Origin of the sequence: Enterococcus sp. FSL R5-0957, assembly GCF_038008005.1 — a bacterium.
Lineage (GTDB): Bacteria > Bacillota > Bacilli > Lactobacillales > Enterococcaceae > Enterococcus_B > Enterococcus_B faecium.
On the sequence record NZ_JBBOYG010000001.1, the window covers coordinates 287376 to 311411 of the forward strand.

General features: G+C 36.8%; 25 protein-coding genes and 1 pseudogene. 23 read left to right on the top strand and 3 right to left on the bottom strand.

Annotation, left to right across the window (positions count from 1 at the left end):
• Window positions 1-60 precede the first annotated feature (60 nt).
• The 10 genes from MKX69_RS01415 to MKX69_RS01460 all read left to right on the top strand — a co-directional run bounded on the left by MKX69_RS01415 (window position 61) and on the right by MKX69_RS01460 (window position 10311).
• Entirely contained in the window at window positions 61-645 is a 585-nt protein-coding gene (locus tag MKX69_RS01415) for a DUF262 domain-containing protein (protein WP_128251688.1), read from the top strand.
• On the top strand, window positions 642-1781 hold the full coding sequence (locus MKX69_RS01420) for an IS256 family transposase (protein WP_341008484.1): 1140 nt from the start codon (window positions 642-644) through the stop codon (window positions 1779-1781). The genes MKX69_RS01415 and MKX69_RS01420 overlap by 4 nt, the downstream gene beginning before the upstream one ends.
• 377 nt (window positions 1782-2158) lie before the next feature.
• Window positions 2159-4201: a BglG family transcription antiterminator gene (locus MKX69_RS01425; RefSeq protein ID WP_341008486.1), complete on the top strand. Its 2043-nt coding sequence runs from the start codon at window positions 2159-2161 to the stop codon at window positions 4199-4201.
• 10 nt (window positions 4202-4211) lie between these two features.
• Complete coding sequence (locus MKX69_RS01430) at window positions 4212-4832, top strand: bifunctional 4-hydroxy-2-oxoglutarate aldolase/2-dehydro-3-deoxy-phosphogluconate aldolase (protein WP_002331202.1); 621 nt, start codon at window positions 4212-4214, stop codon at window positions 4830-4832.
• An 11-nt stretch (window positions 4833-4843) separates the two neighbouring features.
• Entirely contained in the window at window positions 4844-5302 is a 459-nt protein-coding gene (locus MKX69_RS01435; protein WP_002326530.1) for a PTS sugar transporter subunit IIA, read from the top strand.
• An 18-nt stretch (window positions 5303-5320) separates the two neighbouring features.
• A complete protein-coding gene (locus MKX69_RS01440) occupies window positions 5321-5599 on the top strand; it encodes a PTS sugar transporter subunit IIB (RefSeq protein WP_002331203.1) in 279 nt (92 codons plus the stop codon).
• Window positions 5600-5623: 24 nt separating this feature from the next.
• Window positions 5624-6991, top strand: a complete 1368-nt coding sequence (locus tag MKX69_RS01445; RefSeq protein WP_002386123.1) for a PTS galactitol transporter subunit IIC — start codon at window positions 5624-5626, stop codon at window positions 6989-6991.
• 14 nt (window positions 6992-7005) lie between these two features.
• Window positions 7006-8151 (top strand): galactonate dehydratase, encoded by a 1146-nt coding sequence (gene dgoD, locus MKX69_RS01450; RefSeq protein WP_341008491.1) that lies wholly within the window; start codon window positions 7006-7008, stop codon window positions 8149-8151.
• A 26-nt stretch (window positions 8152-8177) separates the two neighbouring features.
• Entirely contained in the window at window positions 8178-8669 is a 492-nt protein-coding gene (locus tag MKX69_RS01455; protein ID WP_002331206.1) for a hypothetical protein, read from the top strand.
• Window positions 8670-9111: 442 nt separating this feature from the next.
• On the top strand, window positions 9112-10311 hold the full coding sequence (locus MKX69_RS01460; RefSeq protein WP_341008494.1) for an MFS transporter: 1200 nt from the start codon (window positions 9112-9114) through the stop codon (window positions 10309-10311).
• Window positions 10312-10811: 500 nt separating this feature from the next.
• Here MKX69_RS01460 and MKX69_RS01465 read toward each other — a convergent pair whose 3' ends face one another.
• On the bottom strand, window positions 10812-11564 hold the full coding sequence (locus MKX69_RS01465; RefSeq protein ID WP_128251691.1) for a MurR/RpiR family transcriptional regulator: 753 nt from the start codon (window positions 11562-11564) through the stop codon (window positions 10812-10814).
• 167 nt (window positions 11565-11731) lie between these two features.
• Between MKX69_RS01465 and pfkB the strand changes: the two genes are divergently transcribed.
• The 4 genes from pfkB to lacD are packed head-to-tail and all read left to right on the top strand — an operon-like array spanning window position 11732 to window position 15585.
• Window positions 11732-12667, top strand: a complete 936-nt coding sequence (gene pfkB, locus MKX69_RS01470) for a 1-phosphofructokinase (protein WP_002331209.1) — start codon at window positions 11732-11734, stop codon at window positions 12665-12667.
• Window positions 12664-14109 carry a PTS fructose transporter subunit IIC gene (locus tag MKX69_RS01475; protein WP_002331210.1) on the top strand — a complete coding sequence of 482 codons (1446 nt, stop codon included), beginning with the start codon at window positions 12664-12666 and terminating at the stop codon, window positions 14107-14109. Before pfkB ends, MKX69_RS01475 begins: the two co-directional genes overlap by 4 nt.
• 27 nt (window positions 14110-14136) lie before the next feature.
• Window positions 14137-14592, top strand: a complete 456-nt coding sequence (locus MKX69_RS01480; protein ID WP_002336650.1) for a fructose PTS transporter subunit IIA — start codon at window positions 14137-14139, stop codon at window positions 14590-14592.
• Between the two features lie 18 nt (window positions 14593-14610).
• The gene (lacD, locus tag MKX69_RS01485) at window positions 14611-15585 is read left to right on the top strand and encodes a tagatose-bisphosphate aldolase (protein ID WP_128251693.1); all 975 of its coding nucleotides are present in this window, start codon (window positions 14611-14613) and stop codon (window positions 15583-15585) included.
• A gap of 109 nt (window positions 15586-15694) precedes the next feature.
• Here lacD and MKX69_RS01490 read toward each other — a convergent pair whose 3' ends face one another.
• Window positions 15695-16255: a TetR/AcrR family transcriptional regulator gene (locus tag MKX69_RS01490; RefSeq protein WP_098049624.1), complete on the bottom strand. Its 561-nt coding sequence runs from the start codon at window positions 16253-16255 to the stop codon at window positions 15695-15697.
• Window positions 16256-16457: 202 nt separating this feature from the next.
• On the opposite strand from MKX69_RS01490, the gene MKX69_RS01495 reads away from it, so the two are divergent.
• From MKX69_RS01495 to fic, 9 genes and pseudogenes are all read left to right on the top strand, one after another.
• Entirely contained in the window at window positions 16458-16841 is a 384-nt protein-coding gene (locus MKX69_RS01495) for a GntR family transcriptional regulator (RefSeq protein ID WP_002331215.1), read from the top strand.
• A gap of 438 nt (window positions 16842-17279) precedes the next feature.
• Window positions 17280-17801 carry a hypothetical protein gene (locus MKX69_RS01500; RefSeq protein WP_169062656.1) on the top strand — a complete coding sequence of 174 codons (522 nt, stop codon included), beginning with the start codon at window positions 17280-17282 and terminating at the stop codon, window positions 17799-17801.
• Window positions 17802-18104: 303 nt separating this feature from the next.
• The gene (locus MKX69_RS01505) at window positions 18105-18413 is read left to right on the top strand and encodes a DUF960 domain-containing protein (RefSeq protein WP_002324315.1); all 309 of its coding nucleotides are present in this window, start codon (window positions 18105-18107) and stop codon (window positions 18411-18413) included.
• A 26-nt stretch (window positions 18414-18439) separates the two neighbouring features.
• Window positions 18440-18739, top strand: a complete 300-nt coding sequence (locus MKX69_RS01510) for a 4'-phosphopantetheinyl transferase (RefSeq protein WP_104681261.1) — start codon at window positions 18440-18442, stop codon at window positions 18737-18739.
• Window positions 18740-18912: 173 nt separating this feature from the next.
• Window positions 18913-19464: a DUF1643 domain-containing protein gene (locus MKX69_RS01515; RefSeq protein ID WP_002344691.1), complete on the top strand. Its 552-nt coding sequence runs from the start codon at window positions 18913-18915 to the stop codon at window positions 19462-19464.
• A 145-nt stretch (window positions 19465-19609) separates the two neighbouring features.
• A complete protein-coding gene (locus MKX69_RS01520; protein WP_311818050.1) occupies window positions 19610-19903 on the top strand; it encodes a Mor transcription activator family protein in 294 nt (97 codons plus the stop codon).
• Window positions 19896-20192, top strand: coding sequence for a peptidase (locus MKX69_RS01525; protein ID WP_002304106.1), 297 nt, complete (start codon window positions 19896-19898; stop codon window positions 20190-20192). Before MKX69_RS01520 ends, MKX69_RS01525 begins: the two co-directional genes overlap by 8 nt.
• Before the next feature lie 74 nt (window positions 20193-20266).
• The gene (locus MKX69_RS01530) at window positions 20267-21187 is read left to right on the top strand and encodes a DUF4767 domain-containing protein (protein WP_341008504.1); all 921 of its coding nucleotides are present in this window, start codon (window positions 20267-20269) and stop codon (window positions 21185-21187) included.
• Window positions 21188-21787: 600 nt separating this feature from the next.
• A pseudogene (fic, locus tag MKX69_RS01535) lies at window positions 21788-22395 on the top strand (protein adenylyltransferase Fic).
• A 315-nt stretch (window positions 22396-22710) separates the two neighbouring features.
• On the opposite strand, the gene MKX69_RS01540 reads toward fic, so the two are convergent.
• Window positions 22711-23901: an IS256-like element ISLgar5 family transposase gene (locus MKX69_RS01540; protein ID WP_341008506.1), complete on the bottom strand. Its 1191-nt coding sequence runs from the start codon at window positions 23899-23901 to the stop codon at window positions 22711-22713.
• Window positions 23902-24036 lie beyond the last annotated feature (135 nt).

Sequence of the window (24036 nt, forward strand, 5' to 3'; positions counted from 1 at the left end):
TGTTAGAATAAAGGAAATAGATTTATTTTTATAAACAGTGTTGTCTCGGAAGTTTAAAATATGTCAACCACAATTGAAGTGAACAAACAAAGCGTGAAGCAGTTTCTTGAAACTAGGAAGATCAAAAAATTTGTTATTCCAGAATATCAACGTCCCTATGCTTGGACTGACGAGCAAATCCAAGTACTGTTTGATGATTTAGCGGAGTACACAGCAAACAATAACGAGAGTACTTACTTTTTGGGAAGCATTGTGGCTTATGAAAATGATCATAACGAGCAAGAAATCATTGATGGACAGCAAAGGATAACTACGCTATTTTTATTTTTGAGAGCTATCTATGCTAAATTAGAAAATAGTTGTGAAAAGGAAGCTTTATTCTTGAAAAGCCAAATTGAACCTGCGTTATGGGAACAAGATGACTTAACAGGTGAGGTTAAACCAGATAAAATTCTGATTATGTCTCGAGTAATGTGGGACGAGGGGAATGAAGAATTTGCTAGTATTCTAGTAAGTGGTGAAGCAGATGTTAAATCAAAAAGTAATTATTCGAAGAACTATATTTTAATTCAACATCTATTAAATGAGTATGCAACAAACGAACCACTATCATTTTATCGTTTTATCAGTAAAAAGGCGATTTGAATGAATTATTCCGTGTCCATTTGGAAAAAGCTGTCAATACGCTTCTCAAAACGGAGTTAACGGCTTTCCTCGATTACGAAAAGTACGATCGCATTGGTTTTAACACGGGTAATTCTCGTAACGGCTCCTATGACCGTACGGTCAAGACCGAGTACGGGGAACTTCATCTCCAGATTCCGCGCGACCGCAACGGCGAGTTCAAGCAACAGACTGTTCCTGCTTATAGACGGACGAATGACACGTTAGAGGAGACCGTCATTCACCTCTTCCGAAAAGGTATTACCATGTCGGAAATCGCAGACTTGATTGAGAAAATGTATGGGCATCACTACACGCCCCAAACCATGTCCAATATGACTAAATCATTTACGGAAGAAGTCACTTCATTTAAGGAACGTGAGCTTCATGACCGTTATGCCGCTATTTATATGGACGCAACCTATATCCCTTTAAAGCGGAAAACCGTCGCCAAGGAAGCCATTCATATCGCAGTTGGCATTCGCCCGGACGGTTCAAAGGAAGTGTTGAGCTATGCGATTGCACCAACTGAATCTATCACGATTTGGGAAGAGATTTTAATAGACCTCCAGGAACGTGGCGTGAAAAACGTCCTCCTTTTCATCACGGATGGCTTAAAGGGGATGGCAGGGGCCGTGCAGCGGTTCTACCCCAAAGCCCGTTTTCAACATTGCTGTGTGCACGTTTCCCGTAATATCAGTCACAAAGTGCGTGTCGATGATCGTAAGGAAGTCTGTGATGATTTTAAAATGGTGTATCAAGCGTCATCTAAAAAGGCGGCATTGGAAGCACGTGGTGCTTTTGCGGAAAAATGGAAAACCAGTTATCCAAAAATGGTGGAATCGATCCTTTCGAACGATTACCTGCTCACTTTCTATGATTTCCCATTAGCCATACGCAAGACTATTTACTCTACGAACTTGATTGAATCCTTTAATAAGCAAATCAAGAAATACAGCCACCGCAAGGAACAGTTCCAAAATAAAGAGTCGATGGAACGTTTCTTAGTCTCGTCTTTTGATACTTACAACCAAAAATTCCTAGGTCGCAGTCATAAAGGTTTCCAACAGGCCGAAGGCGAGCTCGAACAAATGCTGAGTCAACCGATGGAGAATTAGAAACAATCTACAGTAGGGAAGAACCATTTACACAAAATTATTGACGCTCCCAAAAGCATTGTTTTTAGCAGTTTAATATTATTCTTTTTCAATTAGACTGACTTGATTTAGTTACGGAATAGATACTTTAATGTGTTGAAGAAGCAACGTCCCGTGTTTATTTACTAAAGCATCCAATATTCTACCGAATATTTAATATTCACATTAGCCCTAAAATAATTGTCATACCATGTTACATTTGATATAACAGCGTTCATTTTAAAAATAGCTGTTAGTGTGACAAAACATTAAACCAAGTGTGACAAAAAACGTGATGAAAGCTTTCCGGAAACGTATGTGAACAAGTATATAATGATTTTGTCAGGAGGATAGTCAAAATGAATAAACGAATTCGTGAAATACTCAAACTGATTATTAAAAACCCTGAAATGAAACTTTCCACTTTAACAAGTGAACTTGATTTGACACGTCGTCAAATCAATTACGCGATCAATCAATTTAATGAAGAATTGAAAATAAGGAACATTCCGTTAATTCAGAGAAGTCATTCTGGAAATATTACGGTACCAATCGAGGTTATCCAAATGATATCACAGCCTGATTACGACATAGGTGATGATCAGGAACTTGTCGTTCTCACTGATAGTGAAAGACAAGCATTGATAGTGATGACTCTGATCGCTAATATCGATTACATCAGTCTGGATCATTTGGTAGATGCGGTTGATGTTAGTAAGACGACTGTTATGGAAGATATCAAACGAACGGAACCGTTCATCAGAAATTATAGTCTTACAATTCGATATAATCGGATGAATGGTTACCAATTGGTTGGTTCGGAACACCGTATCTTACAGCTGTTATCGGATCTAGTAAAACGGTATCCGATTTTTCGCCGAGAAATGATTCGCAGAAAATTGGCACAAGATGTTTCTGAAGAAGAAATCGTCCATTTGATCCATAACATGGAACAAATGTTGCATCTTAGTTATTCTGATGAGTCGGTAGACTATTTGCAGACATCAGCGAGATTTTTAGTAAGCCGTGGGATCAAGATGTCAGATAAGCACGCGTTTTTTCCCGATGATGTGACGGATACTCCTGAATTCCGAATGCTGATGATCTTGGTACATGAAACAGGTTGGAGTCTATCCAAAAGTTATATGGAGTGGTTCACGTTATTATTTTTAACTTCCAATATTTTTGAGAGCAAAACTACTCAAAATTATGATTCGGATCAAGAATTGCGAAAATTGATCAGCCAAATGGTTGAAAATTTCCAAAATCAAACGTTGATTTTGATCGATGACCGAGAAGACTTTGAACGTAGGATACTGAGTCATCTGCGTCCAGCCTGTTTTCGAATACGCTATAACTTGAGTTTAGGAGTTTATTCAATAGATAGTCTGATCAAGGATAGTAATCATGCGATTTTGATTGATTTGATGAAAGAATTGATTATTCCTATTGAGAATTGGCTAAATAAGGCCTTTCCAAATGATGAATTAGATCTTTTATCCTATTACTTTGGCTATCAATTAAGTAATCATAATAAATTGAATAAGCAACGACAAAGGGCTGTAGTTGTTTGTACTAATGGTGTCATGGTCTCAAAGTTAGTACGAGCCAATATGGAAAAACTTTTTCCAGAGATCCATTTTTTAGCTTCCCTATCTGTGCGTGATTTCTACAAATTTGAAGCTGATTATGATCTGGTCTTTACTACGACGCCACTAAAAAGTTCTATGCTGCAGTTTATGATCGAGCCAATCATGACATATCAGCAACAAATCAGTTTACGATATCGAGTTTTGAGTGATTTAGGAATTACTAAGGTTGATCGAGCAATGGATGAATTGTTAACAATCATTAGGAAATATGCAAATATCACCAATCCAGTTTCGTTGCGAGAAGAACTGCAGTACTTTTTGATCAAGGAAGATGGAAGCACGCCGCTGGACAACTTCAAGGTATTGCCTTCATTGACTTATTACTTGCGGCCGAGTTATGTACAAATCGTTGAAGAAGAGATGTCTTGGGAACGAGCAGTGGAGGTGGCTTGCCGACCGTTATTGGAACATCAAATCATTGACTCGCGTTTTATCGCTGATTGCTTGGATCAAATCAGACAACCGGGATATGCAGGTTACTTGGGAATGAAGACTTGCATTCCCCATACAACGGTCGATAAAGGTGTAATCAGTGACGGTGTCAGCATTTTAGTTTGTAAAAAGCCGATACGATTTCCTAATGGTGAAGATGTCAGCTTGATTTTGCCGCTTTCATTTTTTGATTTAACGAAGCATCTGCGAGCCATCAATCAAATCGCTGATATCGCCAAAGATGATTTATTGATTGAGCAGTTATTGATTGCTGATGACGAAAAGACAGTTTATCAACTATTAAGACAAAGATCTTAAGGAGGAAAACATGAGACTAGCAGATTATCCTAAATTGACAGTGATCATGCGTGGTTATACTTTTGATCAGGCAGATGCTATTTTACAAGCAATGCAGGAATTTGACCATCAATTTGCCGTAGAGATGACAATGAACACAAAAGGAGCTCTTGAAAATATACATGAACTAAATCAACGTTATGGTGACACGACTTATATCGGCGCTGGGACGGTAAGGACATTAGAACAAGCCCAAGCCTGCTATGAGGCTGGTGCAAAATTTTTATTAGGACCACATATGTTCACAAAAGAAATGTTGTCTTACGCCAATAAGAAAGGATTATTGGCGGTACCTGCCGCAATGACTCCTTCAGAAGTCGACCGTATGTTTAAAGAAGGAGCTGATATTGTAAAAGTATTTCCTGCAGCGGTTGTTACTCCGCGTTTTTTCAAGGATATTCAAGCACCTTTAGGTAAGTTACCACTAATGGGGGTTGGTGGAATCAGTAAGGAGAATGCGAAAGAGTTTTTTGAACAAGGTGCTAGCTATTTAGGTCTTGGTTCCGGTATGTTCAACAAGCAAGACATCGAAGAGCTAAATGTTAAAAACTTAGCACGTTCGATGAAAGAATTAATTGAGGTTATTAAATAGGAGTGAGGACTTTGGAACTTTATTTGAATGAGGAACTCGTTTTTCGAAATGTTCAAGCAAAAACAGATAGTGAAGTCTTAGCGTTTTTGGCAAGCGAGATGTACAAAAAAAACTACGTGAAGGAGGAATATATTCAAGCAATCCAAGAACGGGAAAAAGAATACCCTACTGGATTACCATCAACACCACCAGGAATCGCAATTCCCCATGCAAACTATGAAATGGTCAATAAAACAACTTTAGCAATTGCGACTCTTAAAGATCCGGTCCTATTTCATAATATGGAAAATAATAATGAGCAGTTACCAATCCAAATTGTGATCATGATGGCGATTGGGGAACCACATGGGCAAGTTGAAATGTTACAAAAAATTGTTGGAATCATACAAGATGAGCCACTGCGGCAAGAAATGATCAGAGCAGGCAATGATACTGAATTATTAGAACTATTAAAGAAAGCGGTTTTTTAATATAAGGAGGAAACCATAATGAAACGAATTTTAGTAGCATGCGGAAATGGTATCGCCACTTCAACAGTAGTAGCAACAAAAGTTAGAGAGTATTTGCAACAACATGGCATTGATGTTTCAACGACTCAAACAAAATTGATGGAAGTTCCAGGAAAAGTTCAAGACTATGATCTATTGGTGACGACTGGTCAATTTGATGGTCAAACAGGTGGTGTACCAGTAATCAAAGGGATGCCGATTTTAACAGGTATCGGTGCCGATCAGACAATGGAAGAGATTTTGAACTTACTGAAATAATAGCTGATCAAAGGAGCTGAAAAAATGAAAATCATTATGAACGTCTTTAACTTCTTTATTGATGCTGGACCAACAGTTATGTTGCCAGTCATCATCACGATTATTGGTTTGATTTTTGGGTTAAAGATTTCTCGTGCTTTTAAATCAGGTTTGACATTAGGTATCGGTTTTGCCGGGATCAAGTTGATATTGGACTTTATGACGACCAATGTTGGACCAGCTGCCAAGGCGATGGTTGATCGAACTGGTGTTAAACTAGATGCTTTGGATGTTGGCTGGGGTTCGATTGCGGCTGTTACTTGGGCATCGCCAATCATTCCAATCTTGATTTTTGCCATTCTATTGGTCAATATCGTTTTGCTGATTTTGAAACGTACACATACGCTGGATGTTGATATCTGGAACTATCACCATATGGCAATCGTTGGTGTTATGGTGTATTTTGTGACTAAGAATGTCTTCTTAGGTGTAGGTGCATCAGTAGTGATGGCAATTGCGACTTTTAAGATTTCAGACTGGTCGCAACCGATGGTAGAAAGTTTCTTCGGAATCCCTGGTGTTTCTTTACCAACTGTTTCTGCGCTTTCATCACTGGTTATTGCTTGGCCGTTAAATTGGCTGCTGGATCGTATCCCGTTATTCAGAAAATCAAAATTCACCATCAAAGATGCACAAAAATATTTGGGATTTTTTGGTGATTCTATGATCATGGGGTTAGTTATCGGGATGGTGATTGGTGTTTTAGCCGGCTATGATATCAAAGCGGTTTTACAATTAGGTGTCAGCATGTCAGCTGTTTTGGTTTTGATTCCTAAGATGACTTCATTATTTATGGAAGGATTGATGCCAATTTCAGATGCTGCACAAAAATGGTCACAAAAAAAATTCAAAGGTACACGTTTATTTATCGGATTGGATGCTGCAGTTGTTGTAGGTAATCCAGATGTTATCACAACAGCATTGATCATTATTCCACTAACGATTGCATTAGCTTTAGTATTGCCAGGAAACCGTGTGTTACCATTCGCAGATTTAGCGGTTGTTCCTTTCCGCGTGGCAATGGTCGTTGCCTTGACTCGTGGTAATTTATTAAAAAATATCATTATTGGCTTAGTTGTGACAGCTTCATTGCTATGGTGTGGGTCAGCTACTGCGCCAATGCTGACAGCAATTGCCAAATCGGTTGGTATTAACTTAGGAACTTCTTCAATGTTAATCTCATCATTTGCTGCGACTTCCATGATCCAAAGTTATTTGGTATTTATCGCATTTGCTTACAAACCAATCATCGGTATTCCAGTGTTGTTATTAGCCTTTGCGGGCGCATGGTATTACTTCGATGGTATCAAAAAAGTTAATCATGAAATGGATGAACCATTGAAGGCACAATAGTAGGAGGGTTTAAATTGAAAATTTCAGATGTCACAGTGTATAAAGTAAAACCAAGATGGATTTTTGTTAAGATCTCGACTGACGATGGAATCGAAGGCTGGGGAGAAATGATCTCAGGAACTAAAACAGAAACGGTTGTTGCTGGAGCTTATGAGATAGGAAACCGGCTGATTGGACGTAATCCGTTTGAAATCGAGCGCCTCTTCCAAGAAATGCATCGATCTTTCTTCCGAGGCGGTCCTATTAATGGAACCATCGTTTCGGGTTTAGAAATGGCTCTGTGGGATATCAAAGGAAAAGCGTTTAATGTTCCGGTTTATGAATTGTTGGGCGGTGCAGCACGTGATAAAATCAAGGTTTATTCTTGGATTGGTGGAGATCGACCAAGTGAAGTTGCAGAACAAGCACAAGATCGGTTTGATCGGGGCTTTACGGCCGTCAAGATGAACGCGACAGAAGAGCTGCATTATATCGATTCCTTCCAAAAAGTTGATGAAGTGGTGGAACGAGTTGCGTCTATTCGCGAACGTTTTGGTGATGCAATGGATATTGGTGTTGATTTTCATGGACGGGTCCATAAACCGATGGCAAAAGTGCTAGCAAAAGCTTTGGAGCCATTCCATCCAATGTTTTTGGAAGAAGTCGTTTTACCTGAAAATGAAGAACACTTTAAAGAAGTAGCTAATTCTGTGGCTGTACCATTAGCTACTGGTGAACGCTTGTACACTCGTTGGCAATTCAAGAACCTCTTTAAACAAGGTACTGTTGATATTATCCAACCAGATGTGGCTCTTTGTGGGGGAATCTTGGAAACCCGTAAAATCGCAGCGATGGCGGAAGCTTACGACATGGCTGTTGCGCCTCATGCGCCATATGGTCCTGTTGCACTAGCAGCAACTCTGCAAGTAGACTCATGTACGCCAAACGTCTTTATCCAAGAACAAAGCTTAGGGATCCACTATAACAAAGGTTTTGATCTGTTAGATTTTGTGAAGAACAAAGAAGTTTTCCAATATAAAGACGGCTACGTAGATCTACCTTCAAAACCAGGTCTGGGCTTGGAAATGGATGAAGACAAAATCAAAGAAATTGCACAAGAAGGTTTGATTTGGACCAATCCGCAATGGAAAAATTATGACGGTACGATCGCTGAGTGGTGATAAATGAAAATAAAGGATGATGAAAGATGGCAGAAGCACTTATGATCACAGTTTTTTTAGGACTGCTGATTATTTTGCAAATAATCGATCAAAAGAAAATTATCGTGTTTGCTCAGAGTAGTCCTGTAAGGAAGAGTTTGAGTATTTTACTGACAGTCGCCATCCTGTTGATTTTCTGGCCGGAACATCTGACTGATCAGATTAAACTGGTTGCTTTTGCTTCTGTCATTTTGATCAATGGTTTTTTGAAGGAGGGTCTAGCAAAAGATTCTGTTGTTAGATTTGGAGTATTGAACGGTAACTTTAATCGATATCCTCAAGTCCAAGTAGAAAAACTAGGTGACGATAAATCATTTATTTCATTTTACAAAAGCAAGAATAATTCTTTTTCAATGATTTTTGATAAAGATCAAACTGAAATGATGGATGTCTTTCAAGAACTTGATATCCATTCCAAAATTACTTTAGATCAAAGTTCGGAAGAAAAAAGAGCAGTTGTAAAAAAAGATAATGAATGATTCTACTACCGAAATTATGATTTCTTTATCACGAATAATGAAACTTGTTTTAATGAATCATATTGATTGAAGTATACAATGTATATTAAGTTTTGGAAAGAAATAGATTGGTACAAGATATAGCAGGAATCGATTACTCGATCCCTGCTTTTTTTAACTTCCTTTGCAGCAAAAAAAGCTCGTAATCTAAGAGATGATGGATAGTTTTTAGAATATATATATTTTCTTCAATTCCAGAAAAAAATGACCAAGCTAGTATGCTAAAAAAGTACGATGCTTCTATGATCTTTTTTCCGTCTTTATTAACAGATGTTTTAATTGATCAACGCATATTGTAATCTACCCTAATTTCCATAGTTCTTCACCACTTTTAAAAATAGTAAAACCCCTACAAGTATGCTATAGTAAATTGCTAAAGAAAAACCAATAAGGTGGGAGATGTATGCGCGATCAAACAAGCGGAAAAATGATTCGTTTTTATTATACAAGTTTGCAATTTCTCTATTGGATGATGTTTTGTTCTGTCTATGGGTTTGCGACATTGTTTTTGATTTATTTCAAGATTGATCCAGCTAAAATCGGAGGGATCTTAGCATTGGTCAATATTGTTTCAACGGTGCTTCAGCCTTTTATCAGTCAAGTGATCATCAAGAAAAGAAAGATCCCACTGATCACCGTGCTGAAGACGATGATAGCAGGATTAGGAGTGATTCTCTTAGCTGGGGTATTGCTTCCGAATTTGCCGATCATTACTTATATCTTGGGTGGGATTTTAGTAGTTTCCATGCAATCATTTCTCAATGCGCTGGCATTTGAGTATTCAAATACCGGCTACAGGATCAACTTTGGCTTTTCAAGAGCTGGTGGTTCATTTTCTTATGCTGTAACTTCTTTTTTACTGGGACAGCTGTTAGTGATTTATTCTGCCGCGATTTTGCCGATCTTGGTTATAGTTGAAGCAGTGATATTTTTCGTTATTTTGCATCTGCTGCCGGATGTAAAAAATCAAGAAGTTTTTCCTATGACAAAAGAACAGGATCGCCCAGTTTCTTTGAGAAAAAAATATCCTTTCCTGATTTTGTTGTTTTTAGGTTTCAGTTTTCTTTTTACTTTCCACACCATGATCAACAGTTTTTTGGCACAGATCTTTGAAAACATCCACGGTGGCAGTAGAGAAGTCGGCATCGCATTGATGATCGCCGCTTTATGCGAATTACCGGGAATGATCTTTTTTGAACAGCTTGTCAAAAAGAAATCCAGCAAATTTTGGCTGTCTATTGCCAGTATTTCATTTGCTGTCAGAGGATTCATGATGCTGCTGGCCGGTTCGATCTTGATGATGGAAATGACGCATCTCCTGCAAGCCTTTAGTTTTGCTTTGTTTATTCCAGCTTCAGCTTATTTATTCAATCAATTTCTGGCGGATGACGACCGTGTATTTGGACAAACGATGATCATTATCGCCACAACTCTTGGTGGGGTGATAGGAAATGTCTTGGGCGGCAGTCTGCTGCAGCATTTCGGTGTATGGGAGATGCTGATTTTCGGTACTGGTTTTGCGGTGCTAGGTGCTTTATTAACTATTTTGGGCATTCGAAAAATACCGAAGACAGGAAACGATAGTGATTCTCTTGTTGAGTAGCATAAAAATACTTAGATACTAGTTTTATATAAATAACATATAGTGATTATTGGTGTAATTACAAAAAACGAGAATAACTTAAGTAAGCATTTCTAAATAATTGAGAAACCTCATCTAAAAAGATAAGAAAATATCCCTAATAAAACTTCTGTAACATTTTAGATAACTGATTGTAAGCTGAATAATAAACTATAAGGAGACGGTTAGATGGTCTCCTTTTTTTGCGTATTATAATTCTAGAATTGTTGGAAATTGATAATAATTAACAAGAAATATTAGACAGGAACTTCGAACTGCTTATCACATTCTTATTATTATATATTTGCGTAAGTAGTCCTGGTAGTCTCAATGCACTATTCTATCTTGAAACTAAGAAGTTATAGAAGGAGCAATGATAGAAAACACGAGAATACAAATAGCGATTAAATATTTTTCTAGACAACCTTAGTTAATTCACACAGATATATTTTAGGTACAGTCTTACAGATATAGAGTTAGTGCTATGTGAATCCTGATGTTCGCAGTGCATAGGAGTCAAGTAAGATTCTAGCCAGTATAGAAAGTGGAAGTCTGGAGCGTACCTCATAATCTGGGAAGAAGGAGCCTTCTGATTTAAAGCCAACAAAAGGAATCTCGATATGTTCCATCAAACTTGAATGACGATTAGCAGTAAGCAAAATTGTCCCGATCTCAGCTTTATAACAGTTTTCAGCTGCGGTAATCAATTCCTTTGTTTCACCGTTTAGTGAAACAAAGATCACGATGTCATCTTTGGATAATTTTCTACTAATGTTTTTTATGATATTGGGATCAGTATGCATCTCACAATATTTACCGGTAAGTTGAAATTTGACCATCATTTCCTGAGCAATCAATTCTGAAAAACCTCGGGCAAAAATCATGATTCTTCTAGCAGCCTTGATTCGTTGAATAGCATCTTCAATATTCCCGCTTTCTACCATATTGATGGTGCGGATTACCTCTTGCTCATTTTTAAGAATAGCAGTCTTTATTCCTTCATCAACTTTATCAAGAGCGGCAAAATTGATATTTGTATTTTCTTTTTCTTTTAACGAATGTTTAAAAGACGTAAACCCCTCATATCCTTTTTTCTTCATAGTACGAACGACGGTTGCTGTTGAAACGTTGGCATATTCACTTAGTTTTACAATGGAATAGGAGGGGATTTCGAGTATGTGACTTTGAATAAAATCCCAGAGATATTTCTCCGATTCACTTAATTTTGTATCCATATTTTGCCTCCGATTAGTTAGGATAATTCTATTGTAAAGCGGGAGTTTCCTTTACTTCAAGTTTATTTAATATATTTTGTAAAAGTTTTCAATGAATTTAGTCATTTATGAAAACATTTACATTCGATCTTGATACATAATGAATATGTAAGAAAGGAGGAGCGTAAATGTCAGTTTATACATGTACTTTAAACTTGGCAATCGACCTTTTTATCGAAACAGATGAAATGAAACCATCCCAAGTCAATCGAACAAACGATGATGATATACAAGCTAATGGAAAAGGGGTGAATGTTTCATTGATCATGAAGCAATTAGGTATCGATAGTACAGCTTTAGGATTTAAAGCAGGTTTTACCGGGAATTATATTGAGGATTATTTGCATCAAAAAGATATTAGCACTGATTTTATTAGCGTACCGGGAATGACTAGAATCAACGTTTTTACACAAGTTAATAAAACCAATGAAGAATTCAAATTGGTTAATAAAGGACCTGAGATTCCTCAGGAACAAATCAAAACTTTTCTAAATCAAATACAAAAGCTGCAAGCTGACGATTATTTGTGTGTTTCTGGCAGTTTGCCGCGAGGGGTCTCACCCGAAATTCTTATTGATATCAGTCGTATTTGTTTTGAAAATAAGGTCCATCTGATTATTGATTCAAGCTATCCGGAAATAATTGATTGTCTGCCGTATCAGCCGTTCTTATTAAAACCAAACGAGGAGGAATTGCAATCTTGGTATAATGTCGAGCTTAGTGATCGTGAAGGATATATTCATTATGCTGAACGCTTGATTGCCGATGGAGCGAAAAATGTTCTCCTTTCTCTAGGAGGAGAGGGAGGAATATTTTTAAATAAGGATATCGTTTATTCTGGGAATTCTCCTAAAGGTAAAGTAGTCAATACAGCGTGTGCTGGTGACACTTTGTTGGGAACATTTCTTGCAGGATATTTAAAAGGTGAACAGGTAGATATTAATTTGAAGAAAAGTTTAGCAGCTGGAAGTTCAACCGCTTTTCGTAAAGGATTAACAGATTTTTCGGATGTTGCAGAGTTGGAAAAACAAATCGAAATCAAAGAGGGAGCGAGTAAAAAATGACAACTTACAAAATTGTTGCCGCAACAGGATGTCCAACAGGAATTGCCCACACTTATATGGCTCAAGAAGCATTGGAGCAGGCAGCTAAGCGCAAAGGGGTATCTATCAAAGTTGAAACCCATGGTCAAGTAGGGATAGAGAATGAATTAACACCAGAAGAAATAAAAAACGCTGACGCTGTAATCATTGCAGCTGACAAAGATGTTCAAGCAGAACGTTTCGCAGGTAAGCGTGTAATCGATGTGCCTGTCAGCAAGGGGATTAAAGATGCTGACCAATTGATCGAAGATGCGTTGGCTGGTAAAGGTTCAATCACTGCAGAAAACAAAACAGTTGACGCTGCTGGTGAGAAAGCGGAGATGGGGGTTGCAGCAGGCATTGGTCACAGTATTTATAAAAATCTCATGAACGGTGTTTCTCATATGCTGCCGTTTGTAGTGGCAGGTGGGGTAATTATTGCAATTTCGTTTGCCATCTGGGGTGTGTACTCTTTTGATCCCAATGATCCTACTTACAATCCGACTGCCGCTATGTTAAAGGGTGTTGGTGATGCGGCAATGGGAATGATGGTTCCTATTTTAGCAGCTTATATAGCTGAAGGAATCGCTAAACGTCCTGGTTTGGTTGTTGGGTTTGTTGGCGGACTGTTAGCCAATTCTGGCGGAGCCGGTTTCTTAGGCGGAATTTTTGCAGGGTTCTTAGCAGGCTACTTTATCTTACTATTGCAAAAGGTCATGAAAGGCTTGCCTAAACAATTGGATGGTCTGAAGGCGATCTTCTTATATCCGGTGATCGGTGTCTTGTTTGTTGGTGTAGTCATGTCTTTATTAGCAAATCCAATGGAAGCAGTCAACCAAGGAATGATGAATTTCTTGGCAGGATTCCAAAATTCTAATCCATTAATTTTAGGGATTATCGTTGGCTGTATGTCAGCATTTGATATGGGAGGTCCAGTCAATAAAGCGGCTTATGTTACAGGGACTGCGTTGTTGGCACAAGGTAACCATACATTTATGGCAGGGGTTTCGGCAGCTTGTATCGCGCCCCCATTGATTACTGGATTTGCCGCACTGTTTTTTGGAAAATATTTCGACACGAATGATCGCAACGCTGGTTTAGTCAACTTTATCTTGGGCTCAACGCACATTACCGAAGGAGCAATTCCATTTGCGGCTAAAGATCCGCTGCGTGTTCTGCCAACTATGATGCTAGGTTCATCAATTGCTGCTGTACTGACATATATGTTTGGTGTCCAAGTTCCCGCACCTCATGGAGGTTTTCTAGTATTACCTGTTGTTACTGGTAAGGTTGCATGGGTAGGGTCGATTTTACTTGGTTCAATCGTTGGCGGAGTAATTTTAGGGTTGATCCAAAAACGTAGTGTAGAAAAACGTGAAGCAGAAGCAGCTACTGTTGAAATGAAAGAAGCAACCAACAACTAAAGGTTATTCTAGAAAGAAGGATTTCAAATGACTTTGATCAAAACAAATAAAGTTTTTATGAATAAAAATTTTACGACGCAAGATGAGGTAATGAACTTCCTTGCAGATCAGTCAATTGTCTTGAGCATTAGTGAAGACCGAGATGCAGTTTACGAGAAATTGATGGAAAGAGAAGAAGAAAGCACGACTGGTATGATGGATGGTTTTGCCATCCCTCATGCCAAAGATGCTAGTATCAAGGATGCCGATATTGTGATTGTTCGGTTAAACGGTAAGGTCGATTGGAAAAGTTTAGATGGAGAAGGAACGGATTTTGTAATCGCTCTGTTTATTCCAGATTCAGAGGCTGGAACAACCCATCTAAAATTTTTATCTCAGGTAGCCAGACTTTTGATGCACAAAGATGTGACAGAAGGTCTGAAACAAGCCCAGTCTGCTGAAGAAATAGCTGAACTTTTAAACCAAAAATTAGAAGAAAACTAAAAAGGAAGTAGTGAAATCATGCCTTTAACAGAAAAAAAGAAAACTTATATTCGTCAACTAAGTAATGAAAGTGGCATCATCAGTGCGTTAGCAATCGATCAACGTGGTGCCTTGAAAAAAATGATCGGTAAATTTCAAAATCAATCAGCAACCGATGAACAAATCATCAATTTCAAAAAAATCATTTCTTCTGAATTGACTCCATATGCTTCAGCAATCTTATTAGATCCAGAATATGGGTTGCCGGCAGCCGAAGTTCGCGATAAAAATGCTGGTCTGTTGTTGGCCTATGAAAAAACTGGTTACGATGCTTCAACTCCAGGACGTTTACCGGATATTTTATCTATTTGGTCTGTAAAACGTCTAAAGGAGCAAGGGGCCGATGCTTGTAAGTTCTTGTTATACTACGATGTAGATGAATCTGATGACATCAATGACCAAAAGAAGGCGTTTATGGAGCGGATTGGTTCTGAATGTGTTGCTGAAGATTTGCCATTTTTCTTAGAATTGGTTTCTTATGATGCCAACGATCCTGGTACTTCTTCGAAGGAATATGCCTTGAAAAAACCGCATAAAGTAAATGAAATGATGAAGGAATTTTCTAAGCCTCGCTATGGAGTTGACGTTTTGAAAGTGGAAGTTCCTGTTAATATGAACTATGTGGATGGTTACACTAAAAATGAAGTTGCTTATACCAAAGAAGAAGCTGCTGCTTATTTCAAAGAACAATCCGAGACTACCAACCTGCCATTTATTTTCTTGAGCGCAGGAGTAACTGCTGAATTGTTCCAAGAAACCTTGAAATTTGCAAAAGAGGCTGGCTCTACATTCAATGGGGTACTCTGTGGGCGCGCAACTTGGGCGAATGGTGTAGAACCATTCGTTACTAAAGGTGAATATGCTGCCAAAGAATGGATGCAGACACAAGGACGCAAGAACATCGAAGAGCTGAATAATGTTTTGAAAGAAACAGCAACAGCTATTAAATTGTAAGAAAGCTTTAACTATAACCTTAAGTTTGTAACCTAATGATTTTTAATAATCAATTTGAGCTTTTAAATAAAGAATTGGAAGCGTCCCGACGCTTCCATTTTCGTTTGTCTTAAGGCATGATGGGTTCGATGTTGTCGTTCAATAACCGCAAGAAGGTCAGCATTTTTTTCTTAGAGTATGCAAAATTGCTTTCTACCCAATGATTTAAAACGGAGAGGCACCCTTGGATATGGTAAATGGTGAAGTAACGCATTTCTTCTGTGATCACGGTTTTTTTGTCTTCTTGTAGCCAGATTTTTAAATAATTTTCTTCGATCAGATTATTTAATCTCTTTTGGAATTGGATATCTCCGTGGTTGATAACGAATAACTTGTACACGAACGTATTTGTATAGACATAGTCGATCAAATGAGCGTATAGATCCTCGTAGCTGTGTGTCGTGTCATAGGAAATGATTTCATCCAAGTCTTGGAAAAAGCTATTTTCTAGCTTTTCATAAAGATCATAGATATCCGTATAATGTTTATAAAATGTCGAACGGTGAAGATCAGCAGTTTCGGTCAGTTCACGGATAGTGATGTTTTGAATTTTTTTATCTACTAATAATTTTGATAATGCTTCTGCTAACGCTTTTTCTGTTTTTTTGACGCGGCGATCCTCTTTTTTCATTTTGCAGCCTCCTAATCAACATAATCAAGGAATTGTGTCGGTTATCCGACAATTTCACCGCTATCTGAACATAGATAACCGACACCTTGTCTATTATAATATAAGTATAGCACCACGGGTTTGTATTTATTAGTATATATACTTTACAAAAATTTGTATATATACTAATTTTTTTGTAGGATCAATGAAATGAGGGGAAAATATGCCAAAATATAAAGAAATAGCCTTGGCTCTAAAAGAGAGGATCGTTGAGGGAAAATATCAGGAAGGTTCTAAATTACCTGAGCAAGAAAGTCTGGCTAGAGAGTTTAAAACAAGCCGTGTTACTATCCGCAAAGCTATACAACTCCTTATTGATGAAGGTTTGTTATATACGAGACGTGGATCTGGTACTTTTATACGAAGCAATATCAGACAGGACAATGAGAATGTCACTCAAGTAAATAATGTATTTGGCACTTCATCACAAGAAAATACAAATGTGACAAGTAAAATAATCCGTTTTGATGTCCGGTTTCCGACAGATTATGAAAGGCGGCTTTCTGCAACCTACTTCCGATCCCCTTCCTGCAAATCATGGGTATAAAAAAATAGGCATATTAAGCGGGCTAGGAGGAGAAATATTCACATATCATTTTTTCATTCCGCAAGCTGCGTCAAGTTATTTGGAATTTGTAGAACAGATGAGAGAGGTAGAAGCAGCACTACAAACTACTTTTCAATAAGTAGGAATTATAGAAATGTTACTCAAAAAATCTTCATTAAAAAATCTGACTAAATAAGTTGAGAAAACAGAATATACTTCAATATCCAGTGATTTATAAATATCATTCACTCATGATACCCAGCTCCGTATCATAAATAATGCGTTTTTTTGAACAGTTAAAGGATAACATTTTCTTGTGTTAGATGAGTACCTACTATAAGTGATGATATATTTGTTTATCTTATAGTATAAGAAAAATCCTCTGAGAACAAAATCTAAAAAAATTTCAAACTGTAATAATAGTAAGGGAGGGATAAAATGAATTTTATAAGTGTCATTCCAATAGTTGTATCTGCAAGCTCATTAGTTGTGTCATTTATCAATTTTTTGAGTATTAGAAAAGAACGGATAACTAAACAAGCAACACAAATAGTAGCAGCTATAGATAGCAATAATAAAAAATCACCTGATAGAAATGATAAACATTCAGTACCATTACCAGTTGTATTGAAGAATTTTTCTAATACTGCGTTTAGTGATGTGTTTGTAATACCTGTTGAAGACTATCATTACAGTTTTAAAGGAATAAATGATTTTAGCTATGCAATTAGCTTGAAACATTACAAATATATTAGAAAATTAATTGAGACAGAAAAATCATTTTGGGTAGCTACAAGCGGGTCAGGTATGAGTAAATCTCCAGATGTAGTTATTTTATTTACGGATGGTAACGGTAGACAATGGCTTAAAACGCCAAGTAATAAACTATTTCGGATGAAAGGTTATAAGGAGAAACTTTTTAAGCTTGGTTTGCCAAATCCGGGATACGACAAAATATAGACGACTTTGTTATGAATACTTGAATAGCGATTTAGAATGTAAAACCATGGAATATTTGCTAGACAATAAGTAATAGACTCAAAGATAAACTACATGTTCTATTATTGATGATTTTTTTAGACACTCAGTGGCAATTCTGATTGTATGAAAATGACTGTATTTATTAAAAAAGTGAAGCCAGCTTATTCTAGGTTATATTCTCAGCTAGTATTAATCAAAAAGATAGATATATATTATATCCATGAAGTCCAATCTTCTTTATAGAAGATTGGGCTATTTTTTATGACAAAGGAGGGAAAAGAAATGTTTCAAAATAAAGGACAACGTTATGTCACAAAGGGAGTAATGGACAGTTTACCAGTGGAATTACAAGCTTTATGTTGGAATCTAATCGATCAAAACAGTCAAAAGCAACTTCCTTTAGACTATCTTCAAATTTTTGAATTTTCTACGGAAAAAGGAAATCAAAAGTTGGTTCATCGTCAAGAAGAACCGGAAGAAAGAAAAGAGTATCTGATTTCACCTAAGCTTCGTTTGAAATCAGTGTCTCAAAAAATATGGGTCATTGATTCGGGTGAGTATCAAACGATGTTATTACCAGAAGAATACTAGTATCTAAAAGAAAGGAACGAAAGGACTTGTTAGAAACGGCTATCGAAGTACTGGAAAAGTGTGCACAACTAGTCACTACTCCTGAAGAGTGGGGCTATGAATCCGTTACGATGGAAAGAGAGGAAATTGAAATAGGTACGCTTCCTAAAGATGTTCATCTACCACGTTTAGTGATGACACATCTTTATATTTATTGCGCACCAGAAGATGGAAAAGACTATGTAGTTTATTTCATTACAGATATTACCAGCCAGCGAGAATTTGTTCGTGGGTTACTGGTAGAAGGACGATTAGTTTGGAGTCAGATTGGAGGAACGAATGAATAAGATCGATTATTTGAGAATGATTGCGAAATGTTTAGAAAATATCCTTACCGCGATTCATCAAATTCTGAAGAAAAAAGGAGAAAGAATATGAAATATTTTCAACTAGTATTGACACTTATAACGGCAATGGTGATTGAATTGCTTGAACAAAAATTAGCATAGGAGAAAAAGAGATGATTGAAAAAGAATTAGTGACCACACAAACAGAAGTTTGGCGAGATCCTCATCAAACCCATCGCTATGTTTTCAAACGACAATGGGCGATCAAAGGAAAAGAAGCGGAAGAGAAATTAGCGGTAGTCATTACTATTCGTCCAACAGATACAGAACCATTTACGAATGACTTGAGTATGTTATTAATCGAAAAGAATATCCGACAATTAGGATTTACTGGTTTTATTGCTGTGAATCTTTTTTCGTATACAAAAGCGAAAAGTCCTCGGGTATTTCCTCGTGGAAATGATGAACAATCTTTGGAAATATTAACAACTGTTTTCACAGAAAAGAAAATCAACACCATTATTTTTGCTTGTGGTTCGATTACAGCGACGAGTCAAGTGGCTTATGAACAAGCGAAGACCATTTACGATCAATTGAGTGCGAAACAAAAAAAGATGACCAAAGTATTGATAAATGCAGAAGGCAAGTTGTCCCATCCATTAAGTATTCATGTTCGTAATGAATGGCAATTGGCAGATAGTCAATTATTATTTCAAGAAAAATAACGTTTTATTTTCTCATGTTACTTATAAGTAGTTTTACATGCTTTTTGACTTTAAAAATACATGTGATGATACATGTTATATGAATTATCAATGTACCCAGTAATATGCTATTTTCATTATGTAAAAAATAACAGGGGGTGTGTAGATGGAGATTGATAAAACTTGTTTGAGTAACTCTTATAAAAGGATGAATGACTTTTTTGAGGAAATGGAACTGGATTCAGAATTGCTCTATCAATTTTATCTTGCTTTTCGAGGGCAACAGATTTCTTTTCCGATGAAAATGTACGATCGCGAGTTAGTAAGAAAAAGAATCGAAAACATGATAGAACAGGAAAAAACGGTAGATATCCGTCAATTGACAGAAGTTTATGGTTTCTCTGCAAGATGGATTCAAAAAGTAATTAAACAAAAAGAAAGGAGACGAGTACATGGCTAAGCTGATTGTATTAGGTGGTTTAATTTACGGTGGATATTGGTTATATAAATATATGCTTGCACATCCGAATATAGATAAAGGAAAAGTAATTAAGACAGTTGGGGTAATCATAGTTGGACTCATAGCTCTAACTAAGAAAAATAATACTAATAGCCCAAAAATAATGAGAACTTATCGCTGTAGAGGATGTGGAAGGGAAATTTCTACTAGTTTTAATCCATCTGAGAGTCCTCAAGGAAGAGACCGCTGCCATACGGGCTATCGACATTATTGGGAAAGAATCGATTAAAAGATTACCTTTTAGATCAATTAATTGTCTGATAGAATAAATACGTGAGGGAGAAATTGAAAGGGGGAAATATAATGAAAAAATGGCTGTTATTACTAATTGGAATGGGAATTTTATTCACTGGTTGTACATCTGAGAATACGAGGACTAAAGCGACTGTAGAAACTGATACAACAATTGAGACTAATAAAAGTAAAACGCAATCAACTGAACAAACTACAACAGAAATGAAGCAATCTGTGGAAGCAAGTACAAGTGAAAGTTCAATCACTGAATCTTCTTCTGAAGAGGTTAAGAATACTTTGTGGGATAGTGAGAAATCTACCCAACTAGCAACTTTTATCACACAATGGGGAAAGACATTAGGGCAAGAATATAAAAGCTACAATCTTCAGAATAATGTAAGTCTGTATGGCACTCCTTTACCACAAGCCGTGATTAATGGCAATTGGAAAATGGCAATCAATGAAGCACCAGTTACCGTACAATGGTCAGAAGATGGAACTGGTCATGCAGATTTCAATTTAGTAGCAGTTTATTCTGATGTAGAAACTGGGGAATATTTAGGGCAGCATGTATATTTCTTTGGTTTTCAAAATAGACAACCTAAAGTTTATTTAACGCAACAAAATCAGGGTAATGAAAATAATTATCTATACTTTAACGAAACTCAAAATCAACAGTTAAAACAAGGTTTCATTGATATTGTGAATGGACAAACTCCTCAAACTCCAGTAGTAGAAGAATCTACTCAACAAGCAACAACTACAGAAGAATCAATAGTATCTTCGGATTCTCCTTCTGCTTATAGTGTTGATCTATATGAAAGAGCAGAAACAATTAGAGGGTTATATGCTAGTCAAGGGCTTAATGAAGATATTTTAAATTCAATCCCAGATCAAGAAATTGTTGATTCTTTTGTAGGTAATGCTACGAATGCACAACTTGCACAAAGTACAACGAATCTATTAGAAAAATACCCTAATTTGAAATAAGAGTTACAAATGGACGGATCTTTTAGGATGATTCATCATTCTAACATGGTTCAATAATTAGAGTTATACATCATCAAGTAATAACTGATTCTTAAAAAGCTTATGGTGCTTTTTAAGAATCAGTTTTATCTATAAAGAGGGAGAAAGAATGTATTAAATGACTTTTTAACTAATATACATAAAAACAATAATAGGAATGAGAATTGAAAGAGCACAAGCATTCTTTTGAATGAGATATTTAATTGAAAACCAATACAGTACTAGAAGTACCCAAAGTGCCCAAAAGATAGTTGATAAACAATGAGTGAGAAAAGTAAAATGAAATAAAAAATTGTCACTTTAGGTACTTTGGTACTAAGAAAGGCTTGTTTTTGTCTATTTGTTTCACTAAAGTATATAAAACGAAATTAATGCAGGAATCATAGAAAGTTTGTCATACTTTCTATGATACCCTGTTTTACTTGACTTTTTGATATAATAGAATAGTTAAGAAAGTATTCAAGAGAATATTTTAGAAAATAGAGTTTATGCACTATGCACTGTAGAAAGAATTTGAGCGTCAATGATTTAGTGACTTAATATATGAATGAGGTGATTCTCTTGGTATTGGAAAATAAATTAGGAATAACCAATCAAATAGCTCTTGCGAAGGCAGAGGAACGAATAAGTAAACAAAAAGCAAAACATTTATATGATAGTGGAAAAATAAATGAAATAGAGGTTGGAACATTTAAGGGCTTAGCAACGATTCATTTTTATTTGTTTTCAGATATTTATAATTTTGCAGGAGAAATTCGAACAGTGAATTTAGCGAAGGAAAATTTTCGTTTTGCCCCATTAATGTACTTAGAAACTTCTTTACAGTATATATTGATAAAATGCCTCAAAGCACGTACAAAGAAATTATTGAGAAATATGTTGAAATGAATATTGCCCATCCTTTTCGAGAAGGAAATGGTAGAAGTATGCGGATTTGGTTGGATCTTATGTTAAAGAAAGAACTGCAAAAGGTAATTGATTGGAATTTAGTAGATAAGGAAGACTATTTATCTGCTATGGAACGTAGTCCAATCAACAATTTAGAAATTAGTCATTTACTTTCTCAAGCACTAACAGAACAAATCCATGATCGTCAACTATTTATGAAAGGAATTGACGTAAGTTATTTTTATGAGGGGTATTCAGAGTATACGATTGATGATCTATAAATCTGTTTAGGTTTAATGTATTTCTATACAATCATTCTTACAATAAGAAAAGAGCTAACATAGAGACTCATAGAAAGTATGAAGGACTTTCTAGGAGTCTTTGTTTTTCAAATAGGTAGATAAATAACATATGAATTCTTTTTTTGTTTTATGATAAAAATATGTAGTACCTAAAGTACCCAAAGTGACCAAAATATAGTTGATAAAAAAATGAGTGAGAAAAGTAAAGTGAAATAAAAAATTGTCACTTTAGGTACTTTGGTAGGGAGCGTCAATAATTTTGTGTAAATGATTCTTCCCTACTGCAGATTGTTTCTAATTCTCAATCAGTTGGCTTAGCATTTGTTCAAGTTCGCCTTCGGCCTGTTGAAAGCCTTTATGACTGCGACCTAGGAATTTTTGGTTGTAAGTATCAAAAGACGAGACTAAGAAACGTTCCATCGACTCTTCGTTTTGGAACTGTTCCTTGCGGTGGCTGTATTTCTTGATTTGCTTATTAAAGGATTCAATCAAGTTCGTAGAATAAATACTCTTGCGTATGGCCAAGGGGAAATCATAGAAAGTGAGCAAGTGATCGTTCGAAAGAATCGATTCAACCACTTTTGGATAGCTGGTTTTCCATTTTTTCGCAAAAGCACCACGTGCTTCCAACGCCACCTCTTTAGATGAGGCTTGATACACCATTTTAAAATCATCACAGACTTCCTTACGATTATTGACACGCACTTTGTGACTGATATTACGGGAAACGTGTACACAACAATGTTGAAAACGAGCTTTGGGATAGAACCGACTAATCGCTCCTACCATCCCCTTTAAGCCATCCGTGATGAACAGGAGGACATTTTTCAAACCGCGCTCTTGAAGGTCCAATAAAATTTCCTCCCAAATCGTGATGGATTCAGTCGGTGCAATCGCATAGCTCAATACTTCCTTTGATCCGTCCGGGCGAATGCAAACTGCGATATGAATAGCTTCCTTGGCGACGGTTTTCCGCTTTAACGGAATATACGTTGCGTCCATATAAATAGCAGCATAACGGTCATGAAGCTCTCGCCCTTTAAACGCCGTTACCTCTTCTGTAAATGATTTTGTTATATTGGACATGGTTTGGGGCGTGTAGTGATGCCCATACATTTTCTCAATCAAGTCTGCGATTTCCGACATGGTAATACCTTTTCGGAAGAGGTGAATGACGGTCTCCTCTAACGTGTCATTCGTCCGTCTATAAGCAGGAACAGTCTGTTGCTTGAACTCGCCATTGCGGTCGCGCGGAATCTGGAGATGAAGTTCCCCATACTCGGTCTTGACCGTACGGTCATAGGAGCCGTTACGAGAATTACCCGTGTTAAAACCAATGCGATCATACTTTTCGTAATCTAGGAAAGCCGTTAACTCCGTTTTGAGAAGCGTATTGACTGCTTTCTCCAAATGGACACGGAATAATTCATTCAAATCGCCTTTGTTCGCTAGAGTCTTTAGAATTTCTGTAGTAAAATCGTTCATAGGGAAGTCCTCTCTTCTGTGAATGTGTTGTGGTAACTCTATTCTACAGAAGGGATTTCCTTTTTTCTATTTACACAAAATATTTTACACTCTCGTCCGAGTGACTTTATGTTTCTAAGCTTTATTCAAATAATA